This window comes from Acidovorax sp. LjRoot66, assembly GCF_964253305.1.
Lineage (GTDB): Bacteria > Pseudomonadota > Gammaproteobacteria > Burkholderiales > Burkholderiaceae_C > Acidovorax.
In genome coordinates this window covers 1-24,605 of record NZ_CAXUQU020000002.1, presented here as the reverse complement: position 1 = coordinate 24,605, position 24,605 = coordinate 1, and the positions used below count along the sequence as shown (strand labels likewise).

18 protein-coding genes are annotated in these 24,605 nt (G+C 64.3%); 16 read left to right on the top strand and 2 right to left on the bottom strand.

Annotated elements, in window-relative coordinates:
* Positions 1–33: 33 nt before the first annotated feature.
* Positions 34–663, bottom strand: coding sequence for a TetR/AcrR family transcriptional regulator (locus ACSQ3Y_RS32385; protein WP_436180217.1), 630 nt, complete (start codon positions 661–663; stop codon positions 34–36).
* A gap of 158 nt (positions 664–821) precedes the next feature.
* Here ACSQ3Y_RS32385 and ACSQ3Y_RS32380 point away from each other — a divergent pair, with 158 nt between their 5' ends.
* The 16 genes from ACSQ3Y_RS32380 to istB all read left to right on the top strand — a co-directional run bounded on the left by ACSQ3Y_RS32380 (position 822) and on the right by istB (position 23,114).
* Positions 822–1,958: an acyl-CoA dehydrogenase family protein gene (locus tag ACSQ3Y_RS32380; RefSeq protein WP_436180216.1), complete on the top strand. Its 1,137-nt coding sequence runs from the start codon at positions 822–824 to the stop codon at positions 1,956–1,958.
* A 65-nt stretch (positions 1,959–2,023) separates the two neighbouring features.
* Positions 2,024–3,232 (top strand): acetyl-CoA C-acetyltransferase, encoded by a 1,209-nt coding sequence (locus tag ACSQ3Y_RS32375; RefSeq protein ID WP_436180215.1) that lies wholly within the window; start codon positions 2,024–2,026, stop codon positions 3,230–3,232.
* A 45-nt stretch (positions 3,233–3,277) separates the two neighbouring features.
* Positions 3,278–5,410 carry a 3-hydroxyacyl-CoA dehydrogenase NAD-binding domain-containing protein gene (locus ACSQ3Y_RS32370; RefSeq protein ID WP_436180214.1) on the top strand — a complete coding sequence of 711 codons (2,133 nt, stop codon included), beginning with the start codon at positions 3,278–3,280 and terminating at the stop codon, positions 5,408–5,410.
* A 75-nt stretch (positions 5,411–5,485) separates the two neighbouring features.
* Positions 5,486–7,105 (top strand): acyl-CoA carboxylase subunit beta, encoded by a 1,620-nt coding sequence (locus ACSQ3Y_RS32365; protein ID WP_436180213.1) that lies wholly within the window; start codon positions 5,486–5,488, stop codon positions 7,103–7,105.
* Between the two features lie 132 nt (positions 7,106–7,237).
* Positions 7,238–9,196: an acetyl/propionyl/methylcrotonyl-CoA carboxylase subunit alpha gene (locus ACSQ3Y_RS32360; RefSeq protein WP_281362732.1), complete on the top strand. Its 1,959-nt coding sequence runs from the start codon at positions 7,238–7,240 to the stop codon at positions 9,194–9,196.
* Between the two features lie 55 nt (positions 9,197–9,251).
* On the top strand, positions 9,252–10,415 hold the full coding sequence (locus tag ACSQ3Y_RS32355; RefSeq protein ID WP_127806094.1) for an acyl-CoA dehydrogenase family protein: 1,164 nt from the start codon (positions 9,252–9,254) through the stop codon (positions 10,413–10,415).
* Between the two features lie 13 nt (positions 10,416–10,428).
* Positions 10,429–11,589 carry an acyl-CoA dehydrogenase family protein gene (locus ACSQ3Y_RS32350; RefSeq protein WP_436180212.1) on the top strand — a complete coding sequence of 387 codons (1,161 nt, stop codon included), beginning with the start codon at positions 10,429–10,431 and terminating at the stop codon, positions 11,587–11,589.
* Positions 11,561–12,529 carry an AAA family ATPase gene (locus ACSQ3Y_RS32345; RefSeq protein WP_127806096.1) on the top strand — a complete coding sequence of 323 codons (969 nt, stop codon included), beginning with the start codon at positions 11,561–11,563 and terminating at the stop codon, positions 12,527–12,529. The genes ACSQ3Y_RS32350 and ACSQ3Y_RS32345 overlap by 29 nt, the downstream gene beginning before the upstream one ends.
* Positions 12,513–13,943, top strand: coding sequence for a vWA domain-containing protein (locus ACSQ3Y_RS32340; protein WP_164868402.1), 1,431 nt, complete (start codon positions 12,513–12,515; stop codon positions 13,941–13,943). The genes ACSQ3Y_RS32345 and ACSQ3Y_RS32340 overlap by 17 nt, the downstream gene beginning before the upstream one ends.
* A gap of 31 nt (positions 13,944–13,974) precedes the next feature.
* On the top strand, positions 13,975–15,615 hold the full coding sequence (locus tag ACSQ3Y_RS32335; RefSeq protein WP_436180211.1) for an MBL fold metallo-hydrolase: 1,641 nt from the start codon (positions 13,975–13,977) through the stop codon (positions 15,613–15,615).
* Positions 15,616–15,653: 38 nt separating this feature from the next.
* The gene (locus ACSQ3Y_RS32330; protein ID WP_008905367.1) at positions 15,654–16,145 is read left to right on the top strand and encodes a PaaI family thioesterase; all 492 of its coding nucleotides are present in this window, start codon (positions 15,654–15,656) and stop codon (positions 16,143–16,145) included.
* Between the two features lie 30 nt (positions 16,146–16,175).
* On the top strand, positions 16,176–17,957 hold the full coding sequence (locus ACSQ3Y_RS32325; protein WP_436180210.1) for an acyclic terpene utilization AtuA family protein: 1,782 nt from the start codon (positions 16,176–16,178) through the stop codon (positions 17,955–17,957).
* A gap of 43 nt (positions 17,958–18,000) precedes the next feature.
* Positions 18,001–19,194 carry an acyl-CoA dehydrogenase family protein gene (locus tag ACSQ3Y_RS32320; protein WP_436180209.1) on the top strand — a complete coding sequence of 398 codons (1,194 nt, stop codon included), beginning with the start codon at positions 18,001–18,003 and terminating at the stop codon, positions 19,192–19,194.
* A 144-nt stretch (positions 19,195–19,338) separates the two neighbouring features.
* On the top strand, positions 19,339–19,989 hold the full coding sequence (locus ACSQ3Y_RS32315) for a TetR/AcrR family transcriptional regulator (protein ID WP_436180485.1): 651 nt from the start codon (positions 19,339–19,341) through the stop codon (positions 19,987–19,989).
* A gap of 799 nt (positions 19,990–20,788) precedes the next feature.
* Complete coding sequence (gene istA / locus ACSQ3Y_RS32310) at positions 20,789–22,315, top strand: IS21 family transposase (RefSeq protein WP_436180208.1); 1,527 nt, start codon at positions 20,789–20,791, stop codon at positions 22,313–22,315.
* Positions 22,305–23,114 (top strand): IS21-like element helper ATPase IstB, encoded by an 810-nt coding sequence (istB, locus tag ACSQ3Y_RS32305; RefSeq protein ID WP_436180207.1) that lies wholly within the window; start codon positions 22,305–22,307, stop codon positions 23,112–23,114. Before istA ends, istB begins: the two co-directional genes overlap by 11 nt.
* A gap of 297 nt (positions 23,115–23,411) precedes the next feature.
* On the opposite strand, the gene ACSQ3Y_RS32300 is transcribed toward istB, so the two are convergent.
* Positions 23,412–24,497, bottom strand: a complete 1,086-nt coding sequence (locus ACSQ3Y_RS32300; protein WP_436180206.1) for an IS630 family transposase — start codon at positions 24,495–24,497, stop codon at positions 23,412–23,414.
* Positions 24,498–24,605: the final 108 nt, after the last annotated feature.

The window sequence follows — 24,605 nt, the reverse complement described above, 5'->3', positions numbered from 1 at the left end:
TACAGACTCAACGAAAAACCAGAAATCAACTCCCTACCCCCGATGGGGTAACGGCTGACTTCGCGCTGCGCCTTGCGCGCCCGATGCCGCCACGCGAGGAAACAGCATCGAAAACATACGCTCCGCCAGCACATCCAGGTCCAGTCGCCCGGATGGTCGGTACCACTGCGCCGTCCAGTTGAGGGCACCAAGCACCGTCTGGCGCACCAGCACGGCATCGGCGTCAACCAGGCCCAGAGCCGCAGCCTCATTGATCGGCGCCATCCACAAGGCCTCGTAGGCGTCACGCAATGTCATCACCCGGGTCTGGGCGGTCGGCGAAAGGCTGCGCCACTCGTAGAGCAGCACGGTCATCGCGTCGAGCCGCGGACCCAGCAAGGCCTTCAGGTGGCTGCGCACCATCGACAACAGTCGCTCGGGCAAGCGAGCCTCGCCGACCAGCCCGTCGCGCACCGACTGCATGATGTCGCGAACGCCCTCCTCCATGATCGCCACCAGCAGTTCCTCCTTGGTGGCGAAGTGATAGAAAAGCGAGCCCGAAGTCATGCCCAACGCCTGGGCAATCTCGCGCACCGAGGTGCGCTCGTACCCCCGGCGCCGGAACTGGCTCGCCGCAGTCGCCAAAATCGTGTCTTTTCGCCCGTTGTCACGCACCTTTATCATGACATATGCTATACCATCTAACAAGCGTTTGGTCGATATACTGGTTCTTGTTCATCGTGTGTTCGGCGCTTCTGGCGCCCGCCTGCGGAAATGAGCTACCAGTGCAAGCCTCGACCATGCCAGTGTCACAGTGTCAATCGGACTTCAAGGACAGACCCATGCTCAACCGCACCATCTTCGGTGAAGAACACGAACTCTTTCGGGACCAGGCCCGCCGCTTTCTGGAAGAAGAAGTCATTCCCCATCACGCCGGCTGGGAAGCCGATGGTATCGTGCCGCGCGCCGTCTGGAGCAAGGCCGGCGCCGCAGGCCTGCTGTGTCCGGCCATTCCCGAAGCCTACGGCGGCGGTGGCGGCACACGCCTGCACAGTGCTGTGCTGATTGAAGAAGTAGCGCGCGCCGGCACGAGCGGGATCGGCTTCGGCCTGCACTCCGACATCGTGGCGCCCTACATCCTGGCCTACGGCACCGAGGAGCAAAAGCACAGCTGGCTGCCGAAAATGGCCACCGGCGAGGTCATTGGCGCCATCGCCATGACCGAGCCGGGCGCAGGAAGCGACCTGCAAAACGTGCGCACCAGCGCCGTGCGCGACGGCGATGAACTGGTGATCAATGGTCAAAAGACCTTCATCACCAACGGCCAGAACGCCGACCTGGTGATCGTCGTCGTCAAGACCGACCCGACGCAAGGCGCCAAGGGCACCTCGCTGGTGCTGGTCGAGACCAATCGCCACGGCTTCACGCGCGGGCGCAACCTCGAAAAAATCGGCATGAAGGCGCAGGACACCTCGGAACTCTTCTTCGACGGCGTGCGCGTGCCGGTCAGCAACATCCTCGGTGGCGAGGGTAAGGGATTTTTCCTGCTGATGCAGGAGCTGGCCTGGGAGCGCATGCAGATCGCCGTCGGCGCGGTGGCGGGCGCTGAGGCCGCACTGCAGTGGACCATCGATTACACAAAGGATCGCAAGGCCTTCGGCCAGCGCGTGATCGATTTCCAGCACAACCGATTCAAGCTCGCCGAAATGAAAACCGAAGTGCAGGTCGCACAGGTCTTTGTCGACCGCCTGATCGGCCTGCTGATGGACGGTCAGCTTGATGCTGCCACTGCGGCGATGGCCAAGTACTGGACTACCGACCTGCACTGCAAGGTGATCGACCAATGCCTGCAGATGTTCGGCGGCTTCGGCTACATGTGGGAGTACCCGATTGCCCGCGCCTATGCGGATGCACGCGTCGCGCGCATCTACGGCGGCACCAACGAGATCATGAAGGAAATCATCAGCCGTACGCTGTAGATTGACGCCCCACCCCGCCCCCAGCCGCTCTTTTGCCTCCACCGATTGAAAAAAGGAAACCCACCATGACCGACGCATTCATTTTTGATGCCGTGCGCACGCCGCGCGGCAAGGGCCGCAGTTCAGGTGCTTTGCACGGCACCACGCCCATCAGCCTGGCCATCACGGCGCTGCAGGCGCTACGCGACCGCAACACCCTGGACACCGCCTTCGTGGACGATATCATCCTCGGCTGTGTCGAGCCCGCCGGTGAGCAAGGCGCCGACATCGCGCGCGTCGCCGCCATTGCCGCCGGGTTCCACGAGAGCGTGGCCGGCGTGCAGGTCAACCGCTTTTGCGCCTCGGGGCTCGAGGCCTGCAACATGGCCGCCGCCAAGGTGATGTCGGGCCAGTCGCCGCTGGTCATCGGCGGCGGTGTCGAGAGCATGAGCCGCGTGCCCATGGGAACCAGCGGCGGGGCTTGGGCGACTGACCCGGCAGTGGCAATTCCGACCTATTTCGTGCCGCAGGGCATTTCCGCCGATCTGATCGCCACCCTCTACGGTCACAGCCGCAACGATGTTGACAGCTACGCGGTCGAAAGCCAGCGCCGCGCCGCCTTGGCCTGGGCCGAAGGCCGCTTTGCCAAATCGATCGTGCCGGTCAGGGACGTGAATGGCTGCATCGTGCTGGATCGCGACGAACACATGCGCGCCGACACCACGCTGGCGTCGCTGGCCAAGCTGGAGCCGGCCTTCAAGGTGCAAGGTGAACAATACGGTTTCGATGCGGTGGCGATGCAGCGCTACCCGGAAGTCGAGCGCATGACGCACATCCACCACGCCGGCAACTCCTCGGGCATTGTGGACGGCGCCTCCGCGGTGCTGATCGGCAACGCCGAGATCGGCAAACGGCTGGGCCTGAAAGCCCGTGCCCGCATCCGCTCGTTCGCATCCATCGGCAGCGAACCCACCATCATGCTGACCGGCCCCTCCTACTCGGCGGAAAAAGCACTCAAGCTGGCCGGCATGAAAGCCAGCGACATCGACCTCTACGAACTGAACGAGGCCTTCGCCTCGGTCGTGCTGCGTTTCATGGAAGTGATGAACGTCCCGCACGACAAGATGAACGTCAACGGCGGCGCCATCGCCATGGGGCACCCGCTGGGCGCCACCGGCGGCATGATCCTGGGCACCGTGCTTGACGAACTCGAGCGCCGCAACCTCTCCACCGGCCTGATCACGCTGTGCGTGGGCGCCGGCATGGGTACCGCCACCATCATCGAGCGCGTCTGAAGCCCCGGCCCGACGCGAACCTCCTCACAGACCTGGACCAACACCATGACTATTGACTACAAGCTGGATGCCGACGGCATCGCCACCATCACCTGGGCCATGCAGGACGTGCCGATGAACGTCCTCAACGGGCAATCCATTCCCGCCTTCACCGAGGCCGTGCGCAAGGCCGTCGCGGACGCATCCGTCAAGGGCGTGATCGTCACTTCGTCCAAGCCCGAATTCATTGCCGGGGCCGACCTCAACATGATGCTCGCCATCACCGACGTGGCCGGCATGATGGACTTTGTCACCCAACTGCACGTCCTGATGCGCGGCATCGAAAAAGGCGGCAAACCTTTTGTCGCCGCCCTCAATGGCACCACGCTTGGCGGCGGCTATGAAGTTGCGCTGGCCTGCCACCGCCGCATCGCCGCCGACAACCCCAAGGCCCTCATCGGCCTGCCCGAGGTGGCGATCGGCCTGCTGCCCGGCGGCGGCGGCACGCAGCGCCTGCCGCGCATGATCGGCATCCGCAACGCCCTGCCCCTGCTGCTCGAGGGCAAAAAGCTCGCACCCAAAAAAGCCCTGGAAGCCGGCCTGATCGATGAGGTCGTGCCGGCCGACCAGCTGCTGGCCCGCGCCAAACAGTGGCTGCTGACTGACGGTGCCGCGGCGGCCGTGCAACCCTGGGATCGCAAGGGCTTCAAACTGCCCGGCGGCACCGTGCAGAGCCCCATGGGCTACGACACTTTCGCCGCCAGCAACGCCATGCTGCGCGCCAAGACCTTTGGCAACTACCCGGCGCCCGAGGCCATTTTGAGCTGCGTCTACAACGGCTGCCAAGTCGATCTCGACACCGGCTGCAAGGTGGAGATGCGCGAGTTCGTCAAACTCACGACCGGCAAACAGGCCAAGAACATGATCCGCTCGCTGTTCTTCGGCATCGGTGACGCCAGCAAGCTCGCTTCGCGGCCCAAAGATGTTGCCAAGGCCAGCTACCGCAAGGTCGGCATCCTGGGTGCCGGCATGATGGGCGCGGGCATTGCCTTCGCCGCTGCCGAGGTCGGCATGGAAGTCGTGCTGCTCGACAGCAGTGCCGAGGGCGCCGCCAAGGGCAAAGCCTACAGCGAGAATCTGTGGAACAAGCGCGTGGCGACCAAGCGCATGACCGAGGCCGAGCGCGATGCCAAACTCGCCCTGATCAAGCCGACCATCAACTTTTCCGACCTGACCGGCTGCGACATCGTGGTCGAGGCCGTATTCGAAGACCGCGCCATCAAGGCCGACGTGACGCGCAAGGCCGAGGCGGTCATCGCCAGCAGCGCCATCTTCGCCTCCAATACCTCCACCCTACCAATCAGCGGGCTGGCCGAGGCCTCGGCGCGCCCGGCCAACTTCATCGGACTGCACTTTTTCTCGCCGGTGGACAAGATGCCGCTGGTCGAGATCATCCGTGGCAAAGCCACCAGCGACGATTGCCTGGCGCGCGCCATGGACTTCGTCAAGGCGATCCGCAAGACGCCCATCGTTGTCAACGACAGCCGCGGCTTCTACACCAGCCGCGTGTTCTCCACCTATGTTGGCGAGGGCCTGGCACTGCTGGCCGAAGGCGTGAAACCAGCCCTGATCGACAACGCCGGGCGCATGACCGGCATGCCGGTGGGGCCGCTGGCGCTGGCCGACGAAGTCTCGCTCGAACTAATGGCGCGCATCCGCAAACAGACCGCCGCCGACCTCGGCGCGGCCTACCAGCGCAGCGCCATCGACGACGTTTGCGACCGTATGGTGGACAAGTTGGGCCGGCTGGGCAAAAAGGTCGGCAAAGGCTTCTACGACTACCCGCAAGACGGCCCCAAACAGCTATGGGCGGGCCTGGCGCAAGAGTTTGCGCCAGCAGCCACGCAACCCACGGTGGAAGAAGTCAGGCAGCGCCTGATGTTCATCCAGTCGGTTGAGACCGCACGCTGCCTCGAAGAGAAAGTGCTGCTGTCGCCCATTGATGCCGATGTCGGTGCCATCCTGGGCTGGGGCTTCCCGGCTTACCTGGGCGGCCCGATCGGCCAGATCCACAGCCTGGGGGTGGCCGCCTTTGTCAAGGCCTGCGAGACCCTGGCCGAGCGGCACGGTGCGCGCTTTGCGCCGCCGCAACTGCTGCGCCGCATGGCCGATCAGGGTGAACGTTTTTACGACCTGTAAGAACGTACTCACGATCTAAGCAGGCCTGCTACCCCATTCGTTCACTGCGACCTTTCAGTTCAGCGAGAACCGCCCATGCCCGCCATTCAAAGTCAAGTCGATCCGCAGTCAGAGAGCTTCCGTCGCGAGCGCGCACAGATGCTCGCGCTGATCGACAGTTTCCGCACGCTCGAAGACCGTGTACGCAACACATCGAACAGCCAGGAAGCCAAGTTCCGCGCCCGCAAGCAGCTGCTGCCGCGCGAGCGCATCGCGCTGCTGCTCGACCGCGGCTCGTCATGGCTGGAGTTCTCGACCCTGGCCGGCTTCAGGATGCACGATGACGACGGCGAGAAGAACGTGCTGGGCGGCGGGATCATCTGCGGCATCGGGGTGGTGTCGGGCATCCGCTGCATGGTGATCGCCTCCGATAGCGCGATCAAGGGCGGCACCATCACACCAATGGGCATGAAGAAGAGCCTGCGCGCCGAAGCCATCGCACTGGAGAACAAACTGCCAGTGGTGCGACTGGTCGAGTCCGGCGGCGCCAACCTGATGCATGTGGGCGAGGTGTTCATTGAAGGCGGCCGCGGCTTTGCCAACCAGGCGCGGCTATCGGCCAGGGGCATTCCGCAGGTCTGCGTGATGCACGGCCACTCAACCGCCGGCGGCGCCTACCTGCCGGGCATGTCCGACTATGTGATCATGGTGCGCGGACGAGCCAAGGCTTTCCTGGCCGGCCCACCCTTGCTAAAAGCCGCCACCGGCGAAATCGCCACCGACGAAGAGCTGGGCGGCGCCGAGATGCACTGTTCGATGTCGGGCGTGGCCGAGTACTTGGCCGAGGACGATGCCGACGGCATCCGCATCGCGCGCGACATCTTGGCGCGGCTGCCCTGGAACGACCGCTTGCCGATGCGCGCGGTGAAGACCTGGAAAGAGCCGCGTTATCCGGTCGAGCAACTGGCCGGCGTCGTGCCCACCGACTTCCGCCAGCCCTATGACATGCGCGAGATGCTGGCACGGCTGATCGACGACTCCGACTTCCTTGAATTCAAGCCGCTGTATGGCTCCAGCACCGTGTGCGGCCACGGCGCCATCGAGGGACACCCATGCGGCTTCATCGGCAACAACGGCCCCATCGATCCGCAAGGCGCCACCAAGGCGACCCAGTTCATCCAGTTGTGCTGCCAGTCGGGCACCCCGATCGTCTACCTGCAGAACACCACCGGCTTCATGGTCGGCAAGGATGTGGAGCAGGTCGGCATGATCAAGCATGGCGCCAAGATGATCCAGGCCGTGGCCAATGCCACCGTGCCGCAAATCACCGTGATGACCGGTGCCTCCTTCGGTGCCGGCAACTACGGCATGTGTGGCCGTGCCTACGATCCGCGCTTCGTGTTCTCCTGGCCCAACGCGCGGGTGGCTGTGATGGGCGGCGAGCAGGCCGCGACCGTGATGCGCATAGTCACCGAAGAAAAATTTGCCCGCACCGGCAAGGAGCCATCCGCCGAAACCATGGCCACCATGAAAAGCGAGATCCTGGCACGTTTTGACCTCGAATCGCATTCGCTGTTTGCCACCGCGCGCCTGTGGGACGACGGCATCATCGACCCGCGCGACACCCGCCGCGCGCTCGCCACCACCCTGGCGGTGTGTCGCGAAGCCGCGTTGCGGCCACTGAACCAGAACACCTTTGGCGTGGCACGGATGTGAGAACCCCGATGAACTTCACCAAAATCCTGATTGCCAACCGCGGCGACCAGCCGACGCCAGTCGGCGCAGCGGCAAAGCCACATCGCATGGCACGCACAGCGTGCGCAGGGGATTTTTCCGCGGGAGCTGAGCATGTTTAAAAAAATCCTGATCGCCAACCGCGGAGAAATCGCCTGCCGGATCATCCGCACAGCCCAGGCCCTGGGCTACCGCACGGTGGCCGTTTACAGCGAAGCCGATGCGCGGGCGCTGCATGTCGCCCTGGCCGACGAGGCCGTGTGCATCGGCCCGGCGCCGGTACGCGAGAGCTACCTCAACGTTGCGGCGCTGCTGGCGGCGGCGCGCAGCACAGGCGCCGACGCGGTACACCCCGGCTACGGCTTCCTGTCCGAGAACGACGGCTTTGCGCAGGCTTGCCTGGACGCCGGGCTGGTGTTCATCGGCCCGGACCCGCAGGCCATCCTGAAAATGGGCAACAAGGCCGGCGCCAAACGCCTGATGCTGGCGGCGGGCGTGCCCTGCGTGCCGGGCTATCAGGGCACCGACCAATCCGATGCCACGCTGCTCACGAAAGCTGCCGAGATCGGTTTCCCGATCATGGTCAAGGCGGCGGCGGGCGGCGGCGGGCGCGGCATGCGGCTGGTCGAACACCCGCAAGACCTGGCGGTCGCCCTGGTCAGCGCCCGCTCGGAAGCCGGCAACGCCTTCGGCAGCGAAGAGCTCATCCTGGAGCGCGCGGTGATGGAGCCGCGCCACGTCGAAATCCAGGTCTTCGGCGACCAGCACGGCCACATCATCCACCTGGGCGAACGCGACTGCTCGATCCAGCGCCGGCACCAGAAGGTATTCGAAGAAGCGCCCTCCCCGGCGGTCACGCCCGAGCTGCGCGCGCAAATGGGCGCGGCGGCGGTGGCGGCGGCGCGCACCGTGAACTACGTCGGCGCCGGCACGGTCGAGTTTCTGCTCGATCGCGAAGGGCGTTTCTACTTTCTGGAGATGAACACACGGCTGCAGGTCGAACACCCGGTGACCGAGTGCATCACCGGACTGGACCTGGTGGCCTGGCAGATCGCCGTGGCCCGTGGCGAGCCCTTGCCGCTGACGCAGGAGCAAGTGCAATTGAACGGGCACGCGATCGAAGTGCGCCTGTATGCCGAAGACCCGTACGCGGGCTTCCTGCCGCAAAGTGGCGATGTTGCGCTCTGGAGCCCGCCCACGGGCGAAGGCGTGCGCGTTGACCACGGCCTGGCATCGGGTCAGACCGTGAGCCCTCACTACGATCCGATGATCGCCAAGATCATTGCACACGGCGCCACCCGCGACGAAGCCCGGCGACGCCTGATCGGTGCGCTGCAACGCACCCGCCTGCTCGGTCTGCCCCACAACCGTGCCTTCCTCGAAGCCGTGGCCAGCCACCCGGCCTTCGCCGCTGGCGAAACGACCACGGCCTTCATCGCCCAGCACTTCGGCGCTGCGGCGCTGGTGCGGCCCCAGCCCGACTCGCTGGCGCTGGCGCTGGCCGGCACGCTGTGGTTTGAAGCCAGCGCCACGCCGGTCGCAGCCGCGCCCTGGCGCTCCAGCGGACCGGCACGCTGGCCGATGCTGATCGGCGAGGGCGAACACCGACATGCCGTGCACATCACGGTCACTGGCGCCCACCGCTACACGCTCGAAGTGGGCGCGGCGCTGCACCACGTCACCCTCAGCGGGCGTCAAGGCGAGTGCCTGCACCTGATCGCCGATGGCGTGCAACAGCACGCGGCTGCGGTGTTTGCCGGCGGCGTGTTGCACCTGGAACTGGGCGACCTGAGCGCCAGCTTTGAAGACCTGACCTATGACCCACCGGCCGCAGCTGCAGGCAGCGCGGAGTCACGTGTGCTCGCCCCCATGAATGGACGGGTACTGGCCGTTGACGTCCAACCTGGCGACACCGTCACCAAGGGGCAACGCCTGGTGGTGCTCGAAGCCATGAAGATGGAGCACCAACTGCTGGTCCGTCGCGACGGCGTGGTGGACCAAGTGGCGGTGCGCGCTGGCGACCAGGTGGCCACGCGCGCCTTGTTGGTGTCGCTGGTCGAGCAGCCTGATTGAGGCGCGCACCGCCCTGCACGCACGACACCCGCCACACCCACGAGGAGTAATACCCATGCCTGCCGAAACCCTGCCTGCCAAGAGTCCCTTCTATACGCCCGAGCACCTGGCGTTCCGCGACGCGATGCGCCGCTTCGTCGCCCGAGAAATCAGTCCGCACGTGGATGCCTGGGACGAAGCCGAGTCCTTTCCTGTCGATCTGTACCGCAAGGCGGCCGAAATCGGCCTGCTGGGCCTGGGTTTTCCGCAAAGCCATGGCGGCAACGACGGCGACCTGTTCATGACCATCATCGCCGCGCAGGAACTGGCGCGTTGCGGTGCTGGCGGTGTGCTGGCGAGTCTGCTGTCGCACACCATCGGCTGCCCGCCAATCGTCAACGTGGGCAGCGAGGCGCTCCAGCAGCGCGTCTTGCCGCCGGTGCTGCGGGGCGAGAAGATCAGCGCACTCGGCATCACCGAACCCTCCGGCGGTTCGGACGTGGCCAACCTCAAGACCACGGCGCGCCGGGATGGTGACCACTACGTCGTCAACGGCTCGAAAACCTTCATCACCTCCGGCATGCGCGCCGACTTCTACACCGTGGCGGTGCGCACCGGCGGGCCGGGGCCGGGCGGCGTGTCGCTGCTGCTGATCGAGAAAGGCACGCCCGGCTTTACGCAAACGCCCTTGAGAAAAATGGGCTGGTGGTGCTCCGACACCGCCACCCTGTATTTCGACAACTGCCGCGTGCCGGTGGAGAACCTGGTGGGGGTGGAAAACCAGGGCTTCAAAGCCATCATGAAGAATTTCAACCGCGAGCGCATCTTTCTCGCCGCCGGCGCCAACGGTTTTGCCCGTGTCTGCCTGGACGAGGCGCTGGCCTGGTCGCGTGAGCGCGAGATGTTTGGCGGCAAGTTGATCGACCAGCAGGTCACCCGCCACAAACTCGCCGACATGGCCATGCGCGTCGAGGCGACCCAGGCCATGCTGGAATTGCTCGCCTGGCGCGTCGAACAGGGCGACACGCCGGTGGGCGAAATCTGCCTGCTGAAAAACCAGGCCACCCAGACCATGGCCTATTGCGCCAGCGAGGCGGTGCAACTGCACGGCGGCGCCGGTTTCATGCGCGGCGTCAAGGTGGAGCGCATTTACCGCGAAGTCAAGGTCAACGCCATCGGTGGCGGCGCCGAAGAAGTGATGCGCGACCTGGCGGCGCGACAGCTCGGGTTTTACGCCTGATCTGGATGGACCTATGAGCCGCTCTCAATCCCCTGAGCAACCCAAGTCGGACCCGGCGCTGCCCGAGGCCATGCGCCTGGCCCTGGCGAACGCGCCAGCGCCTGACTGCACGCACGGCTTCCCCCGCGCCTGGTGGCGCCACCTCGGCGCCAGTGGCCTGCTCGGCGTGGGCTTCGACAGCGACGGTGGGGCGCCCGTAGCGGACTCCGCGCTGGTCAGCGCGCTGGCCGGCATCGTCGCCCGGGAATCCGCCAGTCTGGGGCTGGGCATGTCGTGGATGATGCAGCAAATGCTGGCGCGCTTCGTGCTGTCGCCGAATCTGCGCAGCGACCGGCATCGTGCGCTGCTGCAATCCATGGCGGTCGGCGACACCCTGCTGGCACTCGCGATCTCCGAGCCCGGCACCGGCGCACACCCCAAACACCTGAGCTGCCGGGCGGTACGGGACGGCGACGACTGGCTTCTTGACGGCCACAAGGCCTTCGTCAGCAACGGCCCTGCCGCCGATGCCATCATCGTGCTGGCCGTCAGCGGCGAAAAAGAAGGGCGCAAGCGCTTCGATGCTTTCGTCGTTGAGGCCAACACACCGGGCCTGACCCGCGAACTGGACGACAAAGTGCGCGGACTGGCGCCGCTGGGCCATTGCGGCCTGCGCCTGGTCGGCTGCCGGGTGCCGGAAAGCCAGCGCCTGGGCGAGCCTGGACAGGCTTTCGACACCATCGCTCGGCCGCTGCGCGCGATCGAAGACGCGCTGCTGCTGGGCCCGATGCTCGGCGCCATGCAAGCCGAGCTGGATACCCTGGCACGCTGGTTTCGCCATGCAGCCCGCACGCCGGCTTTGACCCGGGAGCTGGGTGGCTTGCAACTCGAACTCGACGCCCTCTCGCCCGTGGCACGCCATGCCGCCCAGCACCTGGACCAGCACGGGCCCGACGAGGCGCTGGCGGCGTTCAACCTGGGCGCGCGCCGCCTGTTTGATCGCTGGCAAGGCGCCTGTGAATCCTTTGCCGCAGCCCTGGACGACCATGAACCGGCCCTGCTCACCCTGGCGCGCGACCTGCGCCTGGTGCAGGGCATCGCCCGCAGCATCGCCGAATCCCGGCAATTCCAGGCCGGAGAAACCCTTTTGGAATCAACGACAACCCATGAAAACACTGCACCAAGCCCACTTTGATTCCGTTGACCGAGTCTCCAAAGCCTTCGCCTCGGTCGACTACATCGCCAGCCGCGAAATCGCCACCTCGGTCTACCTGGGCTTCAACCTGGAAAAGCCGATCCTGGTCGAAGGCCCGGCCGGCGTCGGCAAGACCGAACTGGCCAAGGGCATGGCCGAGATTCTCGACGTGCCCCTGATCCGCATGCAGTGTTACGAAGGCCTGGACGAATCCAAGGCTTTGTACGAGTGGAAATACGGCAAGCAATTGCTCTACACGCAACTGCTCAAGGACAAGCTGGGCGAGATGATGCAGGGCGCCGTCGGCCTGGCCGCCTCCATGGACAAGCTGCATGCGCACGACGACCTGTTTTTCAGCGAGCATTTCCTCGAACCGCGCCCGCTCTACCAGGCCTTGCACCAGGAGCGCGGCTGCGTGCTGCTGATCGACGAGATCGACAAGTCCGACCCCGAATTCGAGGCCTTCCTGCTCGAAGTGCTGTCCGACTTCCAGGTCTCGGTACCCGAACTCGGCACCATCAAGGCCAAGGTCAAGCCCCTCGTCTTTCTCACCAGCAACAACACGCGCGAAATGAGCGACGCGCTCAAGCGCCGCTGCCTGCACCTGCACATCTCCTTCCCCGAAGCCGCGCTGGAGCGGCGCATCCTGGAGCGGCGCGTGCCCGGCCTGTCGGCAACACTGAACCGGGAGCTGGTGGCCTTCATCCAGGCGGTGCGCCAGTTGGACCTGAAAAAACTGCCCTCGGTCAGCGAAACCATCGACTGGGCCAAGACGCTGCTGCTGCTGCACGCCGAACACCTGAACCTGGACGTGGTGCGCGACACGCTCAATGTCTTCCTCAAGTTCGAGCAAGACATCGCCACCGCCAACGCGCAGATGTCCACCCTGCTGCAACAAGCGCGCAAGGATGCGGAGAGTCCCCGTGCAAGCCACGCTTGAAGACTTTTTCAAGGCGCTGCGCGGCAGCGACCTTGAAATCCATCTCAACGCCCAGGTCGATGCGGCGCGTGCCGTCGAACTGGTGGGTTGGAGCGACCGCGCCCTGCTCAAGAGCGCGCTGGGCACCACGCTGGCCAAGACCACGGTCGACCGCGCCCTGTTCGACGAGGCCTTTGACCATTTCTTTCGTTTCAGCTCTTTTGAAAACCTGGCAGCCCCTGGCGGCGCGGTCCGGCCCGGCGTCCAACCCGGCGCCGACGCCACACCAGCGCAGGACCCGCCCGAGCAAAGCCCCAAAAACCAGACAGCCACCGGCTCCGGCGGGCCGGGCGGTTGCCAGGGCAGCGGTGGCCAGGCCTTGTCGCAGTTGTTGCTGTCGGGCGACTCGGCGGCGCTGGCCAAGCGCATGCAGGAAGCCGCGCGCGAGGTGGGCCTGACCGACATCTGGTTCTTCACGCAAAAGGGTTTTTACACCCAGAAGATCCAGCAGGCCATGGGCCTGGAACTGCTGGACCGCGAAATCTCTGACGCCAAACGCCAGACGCTGGCGCCCGAGCGCGCCAAGGAGCTTGAACTGGCGCGCAAGAAATTGTTCGAGGAGGTTCGCAATTTTGTCGAACGCAAACTCGCGCTCTTCGGCACGGCCCCGACGCGCCAGTTGCACGACGACTTCCTGCAAACGCAAAAGCTCTCCAACATCGAAAAGCGCGATTTCGCGCGCATGCACGTCATCGTCAGCAAAATCGCCAAGCGGCTGGCTGATCGCCACTCGCGGCGCAAGAAGCAGCGGGTGCGCGGCCAGCTCGACTTCCGCAAGACCCTGCGCAAGAACGCGGCCTACGACGGCGTGATGTTCGAGACCTTCTGGCGCTCCAAGGTGGTGGACCGGCCACGCGTGGTGGCCATTTGCGACGTCAGCGGCTCGGTGCGCCAGTACGCGCGCTTTCTGCTGCTGTTCCTGCACAGCCTGGGCGAGCAGGTCAGCGACGTGCGCAGTTTCGCCTTCACCAACCACCTGGTGGACGTGAGCGACACCTTCGAGCTGCTGCCGGTCGAGCAAGCGGTCGACAAAGTGATGCAGGCCGTGGGCGGCAGCGGCACCGACTACGGTCAAACCCTGCTCGATATTGAAGAACAATTGCTGGGCGACATCGACCGCCGCACCACGGTGCTGATCCTGGGCGACGCGCGCAACAACCGCGGCGAGGCGCATGTCGAGGTCATGAAGCAGCTTTATGAGCGCGCGCGCCGGGTGATCTGGCTCAATCCCGAGCCCACCTCGTTCTGGGGCCTGGGCGATTCGGAGATGAAGCGCTACGCGCCCTATTGCCACATCGCGCGCGAATGCAATTCCCTCACCCACCTGGAAAGCACACTCGACGCCTTGCTGCGCACCCATTCGGCCAGCGCGTAGAGCCCCCATCCCCCGCGCAAGGAACACCGCCATGGCCCGCCCCACCCTGCAACTGCACCCCCGCAAAGAACCGGCCGTGGCGCACCCAGCGGCCACCCTGCTGCTGCTGCGTAACGGAGCGCTGGGCGTCGAAGTGCTGATGACCCGGCGCTCGCCAAACGCCAGCTTCTTGCCCGGCGCCTATGTGTTCCCCGGCGGGCGAGTGGACGCCGACGACCACCAGACACACACGCTGGCGCGCGCCCCCGACGCGGGCGGACGCTACCGCACGGCGGCGCTGGCGGCGCTGCGGGAAACCTTCGAGGAACTGGGCATCCTGCTGGCCGTGCAGGCCGATGGCAGGCCCATCACCCGCACACACCTTCAAGCGCTGGACCGCAGCCGGGCGCTGTACCCGCAACTGCAAGCCCAGGGCTGGTCACTGGCGGTCGATCAGGCGCGCATGCTGGCCTGCTGGACCACCGACCGCAGCGTGCCCAAGCGTTTCGACACCGTCTTCTTCGCTGCGCTGATGCCCGACCAGCAGGAACCGGTGGCCGACGAAATGGAGCAGTTCGAGCCGGTCTGGGTCCGGCCCCAGGATGCGCTGGCGCAGCACCAGGCCGGCAACTTCTTCATGATCTTCCCCACCATCCGCACCCTGCACTGGCTGTCGGCCTTCGAACAGGCCGGGCAGGCCCTGGCGGCCTGCACCGAGGACGAACCACTGTGGAACTCCACCCCCCGTGGTGGTCTGGTCGGCGGTCAACCGCAGCGCTTCATGGAGCAGGACCTGCCCTACGCCGAGCTCGCGCTGGTGTGCCCATCCGGACAACTGGAACATGCGCTGGACTGGCAGCACGAACGGCCGGTGCCCCTGCTGCGGCACCTGCATCGCCTCACCGCCCCCAACGCCAGCGTCATGACCGGCCCCGGCACCAACAGCTACATCGTGGGTGACGCGGCCAGTGGCTACATCGTCATCGATCCGGGCCCCTTGCTGAACGACCATATCGAGCGCCTGCTGGCGTTCACGGCGGGCCAGATCACGGCCATCGTCTGCACCCACTCGCACGCCGACCACTCCCCCGCCGCACGGCCGCTGGCCCAGGCCTGCGCCCGCCTGACGGGCCGTACGCCGCCCGTGCTGGGCCTGGCCAGCGCCGCCACCGCCCGCTCCACGGCAGCCTTCGCCCCCGACCGCGCGCTGGCCGACGGCGAGCGCCTGATGCTGCACGATGGCGAGCACCACAGCACCCTGCGCGTGGTCCATACCCCAGGGCACGCCGCCAACCACCTCTGCCTCATCCTCGAAGAAGACGGTCTGCTGTTCTCGGGCGACCACATTCTCAGCGGCAGCACCACCATCATCGACCCGCCCGACGGCGACATGAGCGCCTACCTCGATTCGCTGGACCGCCTGGCGCAGGCCTGCGAAGAGGACGGTATCGAATTCATCCTGCCGGCGCACGGCCACGTCATCGGCTGGGCGGCGCAGTCCATTGCGCAGCTCAAGGCGCACCGCCTGCGGCGCGAGGCCAAGGTGCTGGCGGCCATGCGCGCCGTCCCGCAAGGCAGCCTGGACGACTGGCTGCCACTCGCCTATGACGACACGCCCGCAGCGCTCTGGCCACTGGCGCGCCGTTCGTTGGCGGCCCATGTGCAACGCATCGAACAACTGGCGATGCTTTGAATCCCCTACGATTTTTAAACAAGCCTCAGGAACCCCATATGAATGCCAACGCCCCCCACCTTGACCGCATCGCCGCTTACAAGAAAAGCTGGAACGACAACCCCTTTCTGAAGGCGCAAGGGCTGGAAGTGGAAGAAACAGGCGTGGGCAGAGCCATTGTGCGACTGCCCAAAGCCCTCCCCACCCAACGCGGCGGCGGCGGTTCGGACACCGTGATCAATGGCGGCGTCATCTCCTATATGTTTGACGGCGCGCTGGGCTGGGCCATCATCTCCTCGCTGCTGGACATGCCTGAGGCGGCCGACATTGACCCCTTCGAGCTGCGCCAGTTCACGATCAACCTCGACATCACCTTCCTCAACGCTGCCTTGGGCGATAGCTTTGAGGCGCGCGGCAAGGTGGTGCGCATCAGCCGCACGACGGCATTTGCCGAAGGGGAGTTCCTGGATGCCCATGGCACCGTCTGCGCCACAGCCAAAGGTATCTGGCGCGTGTTCTGGCCACGCAGTCTTGCCACCACCCCGCGCTGACCCCACTCCCCCAATCAACTGGAGACATTCATGAAAAAAGACACCCTTCGCATTGGCAGCGCCTCGGGCTTCTGGGGCGACTCTGAGTTCGCCGCCGCCCAACTGGTGCAGCACGGCAACATCGACGTCCTGGTGTTCGACTACCTGGCCGAAATCACCATGTCGCTGCTCAGCCGCGCCCAGGCCAAGGATCCGGCACTGGGCTATGCACCGGATTTCGTGACCACCCTCCAGCCCCTGATGAAGGAGATCAAATCACGCGGCATCAAGGTCATTGCCAATGCCGGCGGCGTCAACCCGTCGGCCTGCCGCGCCGCGCTGGTGGCGGCAGCCCAGGCCGAAGGTGTCGATCTGAAAATCGCCGCCGTGCTGGGCGACGACCTGATGCCTCAGGTAGAGGCACTGCGCTCGGCCAACACCCAGGAGATGTTCGCGGGCAGCCCCTTTCCACAAAAGGTCATGAGCGCCAACGCCTATCTGGGCGCCTTCCCGATCGCCGCGGCGCTCGATGCCGGCGCCGACATCGTGGTCACGGGCCGCTGCGTCGACAGCGCGGTCACGCTGGCGCCGCTGATCCATGCCTTTGGCTGGGCCGCCACCGACCACGATCTGCTCGCGCAGGGCAGCTTGGCCGGCCACCTGATCGAGTGCGGCACACAGACCACCGGCGGCAACTACACTGACTGGGATTCGGTGCCGGGCTGGGACGACATGGGCTTTCCCATCGCCGAGTGCCGCGCCGACGGCAGCTTCGTCATCACCAAGCCCGAAGGCACTGGCGGGCTGGTCTGCCACTCCACGGTGGGCGAGCAGATGCTCTATGAAATCGGCGACCCGCGCGCCTACATCCTGCCCGATGTGGTGTGCGACTTCACCAGCGTCACGTTGACGCAGATCGGCCCCGACCGCGTCGAGGTCAAGGGCGCGCGCGGCCTCCCGCCGACCGATCAGGCCAAAGTCAGCGTCACCTACGCCGACGGCTTTCGGGCCATGAGTTTGTTCATGATCGGCGGCATCAATGCCGGCGCCAAGGGGCAGCGCGTTGGCGCCGCAATGCTGGCGCGCATGCGGCGACACTATGCACAGCGCGGTTGGCCCGACTTCACCGAAACTTGTGTCGAGGCCATCGGCGCTGAAGACACCTACGGCCCCCACGCTCGGCCCGATGCGCGCGAAGTGATGCTCAAGGTCGGCGTGCGCCACCCGGTCAAGGACGCACTCGAACTGTTTTCGCGCGAAGTGGCGCCGATGGCCCTGATGTCGGCCCCGGCCATCACGGGCTTCACCGGTGGTCGACCCAAGGTGCAACCGGTGGTTCGGCTGTTTTCCTGCCTGATCCCCAAGACCCAGCTGGCCGCGAGCATCGACATGGGCGACAAGACCGTGGCGGCACCGCCATGGCACGGCCAGGCGTTTGATCCGGCGACCCTGCCCCAGGTCGGCGGCCCGCTGCCTGCCGCCGACGCCTATGCGCGCGGCACGCGCATAGTGCCGCTGGTGAAGCTGGCCTGGGGCCGCAGCGGCGACAAGGGCGACGCCGCCAACGTCGGCGTCCTGGCGCGTCAACCCGGCTACCTGCCTTTCATCCGCGCCGCCCTGACCGAGCAGGCCGTGGCGGCCTGGTTCGCCCACCTCGTCAAGGGCAGCGTGCAGCGCTTTGACCTGCCCGGCACGCACGCGCTGAACTTTCTGATGCACGAAGCCCTGGGCGGCGGCGGCATCGCTTCGGTTCGCATGGACTCGCAGGGCAAAGCCTTTGCGCAGATGCTGCTCGATTTTCCAGTCCCGATCCCAGCCGACTTGGCACTTTGACAACTTTCGCCCCTGCCCCCAATCCAAGACAGAGAAATACACCATGAACACCTCGGCCACTACCGCGATAGCCAACACGGCGTCCACCGCCTTGAGCGCGCGTATCCGCGACGTGCAGGAAGCCACCCGCGGCGTCACCACCCTGTACCCGCGCAGCTACATCCTCCAGTGCATCAAGGAAGATCGCTTCCCCGACGAGCTGTGGCAAAAGCTCGGCGAGTTCGGCCTGCTCGGCCTGTCCGTCCCGGAAGAGTATGGCGGCTCCGGAGGCGGCGTACTGGAGATCACCGCGCTCAATGAAGCGCTGGCTTTGGCCGGCGTGCCCACGCTGTTCCTGGTCGTCACAGGGCTGGGCCGGGTACCGATCATGCGCCACGGCACACCCGAGCAGATCAGGAAATACGTCATGCCGACTTGCACCGGCGAGAAGAAGTTGTGTTTTGCCATCACCGAGCCCAATGCCGGCACCAACAGCTTTGCCATGACCACGCTGGCCACACCGGACGGCGATGGCTGGGTGCTCAATGGCCAGAAGGTCTTCATTTCTGGCGCGCGCGATGCCGACTACATGCTGGTGATTGCCCGCACCACCAAGGCAGGCGAGGTGAAAAACCGCACCGAAGGCATCTCGCTGTTCGTGCTCGACATGAAAACGCCCGGCATCCAGCTCACGCAACTCAACATCCAGGTCGAGACCGCCGAGCGCCAGTACATGGTGTTCTTTGACAACGTCAAACTGCCCGCCGACGCACTGATCGGCGAAGCCGGCAAGGGCGCCAAGCTGATGTTCGAAGGCCTGAACTCGGAGCGCCTGCTGGCCGCTGGAGCCGCAATCGGCTTGGGCGACTACGCGCTGGCCAAGGCGGTAGCCTATTCGAAGGAGCGTAAGCCCTTCGGCAAGCCAATTGGCTCCTATCAGGCACTGCAACACCGTATGGCGCAAGCCAAAGCGCAGATCGAGGCAGCGCGGCTGATGACCTACAACGCCGCCGCGCGCTTCGACGCCGGCGAGGATGCTGGTGCCCACGCCAACATGGCCAAGCTGCTGGGCTCGCAAGCGGCGGTGGCCGCCGTAGAGGCCGCGCTGCAAACCCACGGCGGCTACGGATTCGACCGCGACTACGACATCATCACGTTGTGGCCCATGGTGCGCCTGCTGGAAATCGCGCCCATCAACAACGAGATGCTGCTCAACTACATCGGCGAACATGTATTGGGCTTGCCTAAGTCGTACTGAGCCGATGGCCGTCATCCCCGGTACCGACCCCCCAGACCGCGACCGATGTTCGCAACACAGTCGAGGCCTCCGTCCGCCGCTTTCGGGGTCGTCTGAGCTTTCAACCCGAAATCATTGGCAGGCCTCGCTACTCGTTTCTGGATGATGTGTGCCGTGCGCGCCCTCCCCATTTTCGAAGCAGCCAAGCGGCCGCGAGGCCGCCCACGCAAGACGCCGCAGGAGCGAAATGAAGGCAATCGCCGCCAAGATGTCGTCAAGGCCGCGGCAAAACTGTTTCGACGCTACGGCTTCAACGGCACGAGCACGCGGGACATTGCCTGTGCCGTCGGCATGCATTCCGGATCACTTTTTTTTCACTTCAAAAGCAAGGATGCGCTATTGCATGAAGTGATTCAGGAAGGCATGCGCAGCGCGATGGCGCGCCAGATGATCGTGTTACTTGCAGAGCATGACGCTGTGACCATGCTGCGGCTACTGATCCGATCGCATTTTGAAACGATTCTGGGATCGAGCAGCGACTTCATGCATGTGGTGCTCTACGAGTCGCGCTACCTCAATGCTACGCAGCACAAAATCATCGCGAATCTGCAAGCTGAATACAAAGCGACATGGACCTCTGTGCTCCAAGAGCTCTCATTGACTGGCTGCTTGCAAGTCGAGGTTCCGGTTGCGCGCCATTTGCTCTTTGGAGTGCTGAACGGGTCAGCGCAGTGGTTCAAGTCTGAAATGGGAATCTCGATTGATGACCTGACCGACGCAGTGGTGACCCTGTTCATACACGTCCCTGCGGCATAGCTGGACTTGGCGTTGAACGCGCCTTTGGGCGTCAGGGTCTGTATCCAAACGACGCCAACACCGTGGCCGATCTGCCCAGCAAGGCCGACTCGTGAAGTACAAGAGCCAGGGCATAGACATCATGGCGCCGCAGCTCTTCGACCTTCTGAGCACAGACACTTCAGAGCGGATCGCGCACTCTCAGTACGCGCGAAAGGCCCGCTCAGCCGGTCTGGACATCATGGCCTGGACCCTGAAGCGCTCGGGTCTGCTGACCGATGGCGACAACGGCCTGTACTACCAGACGTTCGATTCGGCCATCAAGACCTAAGGCGACATGATGCGTGTGCTCGACGTGCTAGCCCGCGAGGCGGGTGTGATTGGCGTTTTCTTGGAATGGCCAGCCACGACCACGTACTATGCGAACTGCACCAATAAGCGGTAGTCTTCATCGGCGCCCGGCGTTCTTGAGGGCCAACCAGGATACGGCCAGTTTTGGCTCATAAGCGATTTGTCTTAGACTTCATTTTTTACGCCGGATGTTGCCGCGCGTGCAAATCTGCGTTACTGAAAGCTTCAGGGAGTCGCTCTAACCAGCCACCCTCCAAATTGGCCTTTCGGCCCCCCCCGGCTTCGCTTCCCGCGCACAGGTTTGGATGGTGGTTGGAACTGCGCCATCAGCGCGCGATGGGTATTCTCTTCCGCCTTGTACTGTTGATTTCCATCCAGAAGTGACCCACTAACCCCTAGGTTTTCCATCTAAAACTGACCCACGTACTAACCCTAACCTGCTGCTTTGTTAAGCAGCAGGAGACCAGGAGTGATAGACGTGGCAACACTGAGTGTCATCAGGCGCTGGGCCCTGCGAGAGCAGATGTCCATCCGCGAGATCGCCCGCCGTACCGGCCTCTCGCGCAACACCATCCGCAAACACCTGCGCGCCGACGCCGACGAGCCGCGCTACTCCAAACGCATCAGCCCCAGCAAGCTCGATCCCTTCGCGCTGAAGCTGGCAGGCTGGCTCAAGACCGAGGCGGGCCGATCCCGCAAGCAGCGACGAACCGTCAAGCAGATGCACGCCGATCTGCAGGCGCTTGGCTACACCGGCTCCTACAACCGGGTCGCCGCCTTTGCCCGGCTCTGGCACGAGCAGCGCCAGACAGCCCAGCAGACCACCGGCCGCGGCACGTTCGTGCCCCTGGCCTTCGGCTGCGGCGAGGCCTTCCAGTTCGACTGGAGCGAGGACTGGGCAGTTCTTGCAGGAGTGCGCACCAAGCTGCAGGTGGCCCACTTCAAGCTCAGCCACAGTCGGGCGTTCTACCTGCGGGCCTATCTGCTGCAAACGCACGAGATGCTGTTTGACGCCCACAACCATGCGTTCGCAGTGTTCGGCGGGGTGCCAAGGCGAGGCATCTACGACAACATGCGCACCGCCGTGGATCGCGTGCGCCGGGGCAAGGAACGCGACGTCAACGCGCGCTTTGCAGCCATGGTGAGCCACTTCCTGTTCGAGGCCGAGTTCTGCAACCCGGCCTCCGGCTGGGAGAAGGGCCAGGTGGAGAAGAACGTGCGCGATGCCCGTCACAGGCTGTGGCAGGTCGTGCCGCCATTCCCTGGGCTGCCAGAGCTCAACGCATGGCTGCACGACCGCTGCGTGGCCCTGTGGCACGAGATCGAGCACGGCAAGCTACCTGGCACCGTCGCGGACGTCTGGGCCGAGGAACGGGCAGCATTGATGCCAGTACCGCGTCCCTTCGACGGCTTCGTGGAGCACACCAAGCGAGTCTCTCCCACCTGCCTGATCCACTTCGAGCGCAACCGCTACAGCGTGCCGGCGCCATTCGCCAACCGACCTGTCAGCCTACGGGTCTACGCCGACCGCCTGGTGATCGCCGCCGAAGGCCAGATCGTCTGCGAACACCAGCGCCTGATCGAGCGCAACCACCATGGCGCTGGCCAGACGGTCTACGACTGGCACCACTACCTGGCGGTACTGCAACGCAAGCCTGGAGCCTTGCGCAATGGTGCACCCTTCCTGGAGCTGCCGCCGGCGTTCAAGCGCCTGCAGGCCACCTTGCTCAAGCAGCCAGGCGGCGACCGGGAGATGGTGGAGATCCTGGCCCTGGTACTGCACCACGACGAGCAGGCAGTGCTCTCGGCCGTGGAGCTGGCCCTGGAGGCCGGCGCTCCCAGCAAGACCCACATCCTGAACGTCCTGCACCGACTGCTCGATGGCAAGCCCGCACCAGCGCCGGTGACGTCTCCACAAGCCCTGCGGCTCACCGTGGAACCCCAAGCCAATGTTTTTCGCTATGACCAACTGAGGGAGGTGCGCCATGCGTCATGACCCCGCCATTGCTTCCATCGTCATCATGCTGCGTGAACTCAAGATGCACGGGATGGCCCAGGCCGTCAACGAACTGGCCGAACAAGGGGCGCCTGCCTTCGAGGCAGCCCAGCCCATCCTGGCGCAACTCCTCAAGGCCGAGACCGCAGAACGGGAGGTTCGCTCAGTGGCATACCAACTCAAGGTGGCCAGGTTCCCAGCGTACCGCGACTTGGCAGGCTTCGACTTCAGTCACAGCGAAGTGAACGAGGCCCTTGTGCGCCAGCTGCACCGGTGCGAGTTCCTGGAAGAAGCCAACAACGTCGTACTCGTGGGCGGACCCGGCACAGGTAAGACCCACATCGCTACAGCCCTGGGGGTACAGGCCATCGAACATCACCACCGAAGGGTCAGGTTCTTCTCGACGGTGGAACTGGTGAATGCACTGGAAGAGGAGAAGGCCCAGGGCAAGCCCGGGCAGATCGCACACCGACTGGCTTACGCTGACCTGGTGATCCTGGATGAGTTGGGTTACCTTCCGTTCAGCACTTCAGGAGGAGCATTGCTGTTCCACCTGCTGTCCAAGTTGTACGAGCGCACCAGCGTTGTGATCACCACGAACCTGAGCTTCAGCGAGTGGGCCAATGTGTTTGGAGATGCCAAGATGACCACGGCACTGCTGGACCGGCTTACGCATCACTGCCATATTCTGGAAACAGGCAACGACAGCTACCGGTTCAAGAACAGTTCGGCACAGCAGCCACAGACCCCAACCACGACCAAAAAGGAGAAGACCACCAAGAACTTATCCACAACGTGAGCATGAAGTTCACGCAAAAGGGTGGGTCAGAATTCGATGGAAATTGTGGGTCAGGTTTGCATGGAAATTAACAGACACTACAGCCACAGTCGTGCCAACTACCAATGCTGTCACTGCAAGGGCTATTCGATTGCGCAGACTTGAGCGCAGCCAAGACAGAGGGTTTGACAAGGTAGCCACTGCGAGTTGTGAGATTGGTCTTGTTTTAGACTTCGCTCGTGCGCTTCAAGAGCATGTCTCACCCGATTGGAATTTCTGCATGGCAATTAAACCGGTGCACCTTGCAATTAGGCGCCTCTAGTGTCGTGAGTTAGAAGTTCGCAGACAAAACCTCTCGACACTCGCGAGGATGTCATCGGCGGTCTTTGACCAAACAAATGGCTTGGGATCTTCGTTGTTGACCTTGATGTAGTGCCTGATCGCTTGCTCCAACTGCCGAGTGGAACGGTGGGTGCTGCGGCGAATGTACTTCAGCGTCAGAGTGGCGAACCAGCGCTCGACCTGGTTCAACCAGGACGCAGAAGTCGGCGTGAAATGCACCTGAAAGCGAGGGTGCCGAGCAAGCCAGTTTTTGATGGCGGGCGTCTTGTGTGTGCCGTAGTTGTCCATCACCAGATGGATGTCCAGAGCTTGCGGCACATTGCTCTCAATGGTGCGCAGAAACTGCAGGAACTCGCTGCTGCGGTGGCGTCGATGAAGATCCCCGATGACGGCTCCGGTGGCGATGTCCAACGCTGCGAAAAGCGTCGTTGTGCCGTGGCGCTCATAGTCATGTGTGCGCCGCTCGGGGATACCCGGGGCCAATGGCAGCAGAGGCTGTGTGCGATCCAGTGCCTGGATCTGGCTCTTCTCATCCACGCACAACACCATGGCCCTGTGCGGCGGATCCATGTACAGCCCCACGATGTCGCGTACCTTCTCAACGAACAGCGGATCGCTGGAGAGCTTGAAGGTCTCCTGTCGATGGGGCTGCAGTCCGAATGCGCGCCAGATGCGCGATACCGCCGTCTGCGACAGGCCTGCCTCGCGTGCCATGGTGCGTGTGCTCCAGTGCGTGGCTGCTTCGGGCACGCTCTCCAGCGTCTTGGCGATCACAGCATCGACACGAGCGTCATCGATGGTGCGTGGTGCTCCAGTGCGAGGAGCATCGAGCAGTCCGTCGAGTCGATCCCGCACGAATCGGGCCCGCCACTTCGAGACGGTTTGCGGTGTCACGCGCTGGCGGCTGGCAACCACCTTGTTGTCAATGTCCTGGGCACAGGCCAGGACAATGCGAGCCCGCAGCGCCAACGCCTGCGCGGTCTTGCGCCGCAGCGTCAGCGCTGTGAGCTGCTCAAACTCGACTTGCGTCAGTACCAGTTGCGCCTTGGGTCGTCCACGCATCGCAGCCTCCTCGTGTGCACACGGTACACGACTGACTCGACATGTGATCACTAGTTCAACGAACTTCTAACTCACGACACTAGCAGGCTGAAGAAATACCTCCCACCC

Excerpts from the sequence above, each read along its gene's own strand:
- ACSQ3Y_RS32385 (WP_436180217.1), bottom strand. The coding sequence starts at position 663 with ATGATAAAGGTGCGTGACAACGGGCGAAAAGACACGATTTTGGCGACT.
- ACSQ3Y_RS32380 (WP_436180216.1), top strand. The coding sequence starts at position 822 with ATGCTCAACCGCACCATCTTCGGTGAAGAACACGAACTCTTTCGGGAC.
- ACSQ3Y_RS32375 (WP_436180215.1), top strand. The coding sequence starts at position 2,024 with ATGACCGACGCATTCATTTTTGATGCCGTGCGCACGCCGCGCGGCAAG.
- ACSQ3Y_RS32370 (WP_436180214.1), top strand. The coding sequence starts at position 3,278 with ATGACTATTGACTACAAGCTGGATGCCGACGGCATCGCCACCATCACC.
- ACSQ3Y_RS32365 (WP_436180213.1), top strand. The coding sequence starts at position 5,486 with ATGCCCGCCATTCAAAGTCAAGTCGATCCGCAGTCAGAGAGCTTCCGT.
- ACSQ3Y_RS32360 (WP_281362732.1), top strand. The coding sequence starts at position 7,238 with ATGTTTAAAAAAATCCTGATCGCCAACCGCGGAGAAATCGCCTGCCGG.
- ACSQ3Y_RS32355 (WP_127806094.1), top strand. The coding sequence starts at position 9,252 with ATGCCTGCCGAAACCCTGCCTGCCAAGAGTCCCTTCTATACGCCCGAG.
- ACSQ3Y_RS32350 (WP_436180212.1), top strand. The coding sequence starts at position 10,429 with ATGAGCCGCTCTCAATCCCCTGAGCAACCCAAGTCGGACCCGGCGCTG.
- ACSQ3Y_RS32345 (WP_127806096.1), top strand. The coding sequence starts at position 11,561 with ATGAAAACACTGCACCAAGCCCACTTTGATTCCGTTGACCGAGTCTCC.
- ACSQ3Y_RS32335 (WP_436180211.1), top strand. The coding sequence starts at position 13,975 with ATGGCCCGCCCCACCCTGCAACTGCACCCCCGCAAAGAACCGGCCGTG.
- ACSQ3Y_RS32330 (WP_008905367.1), top strand. The coding sequence starts at position 15,654 with ATGAATGCCAACGCCCCCCACCTTGACCGCATCGCCGCTTACAAGAAA.
- ACSQ3Y_RS32325 (WP_436180210.1), top strand. The coding sequence starts at position 16,176 with ATGAAAAAAGACACCCTTCGCATTGGCAGCGCCTCGGGCTTCTGGGGC.
- ACSQ3Y_RS32320 (WP_436180209.1), top strand. The coding sequence starts at position 18,001 with ATGAACACCTCGGCCACTACCGCGATAGCCAACACGGCGTCCACCGCC.
- ACSQ3Y_RS32315 (WP_436180485.1), top strand. The coding sequence starts at position 19,339 with ATGTGTGCCGTGCGCGCCCTCCCCATTTTCGAAGCAGCCAAGCGGCCG.
- istB (WP_436180207.1), top strand. The coding sequence starts at position 22,305 with ATGCGTCATGACCCCGCCATTGCTTCCATCGTCATCATGCTGCGTGAA.
- ACSQ3Y_RS32300 (WP_436180206.1), bottom strand. The coding sequence starts at position 24,497 with ATGCGTGGACGACCCAAGGCGCAACTGGTACTGACGCAAGTCGAGTTT.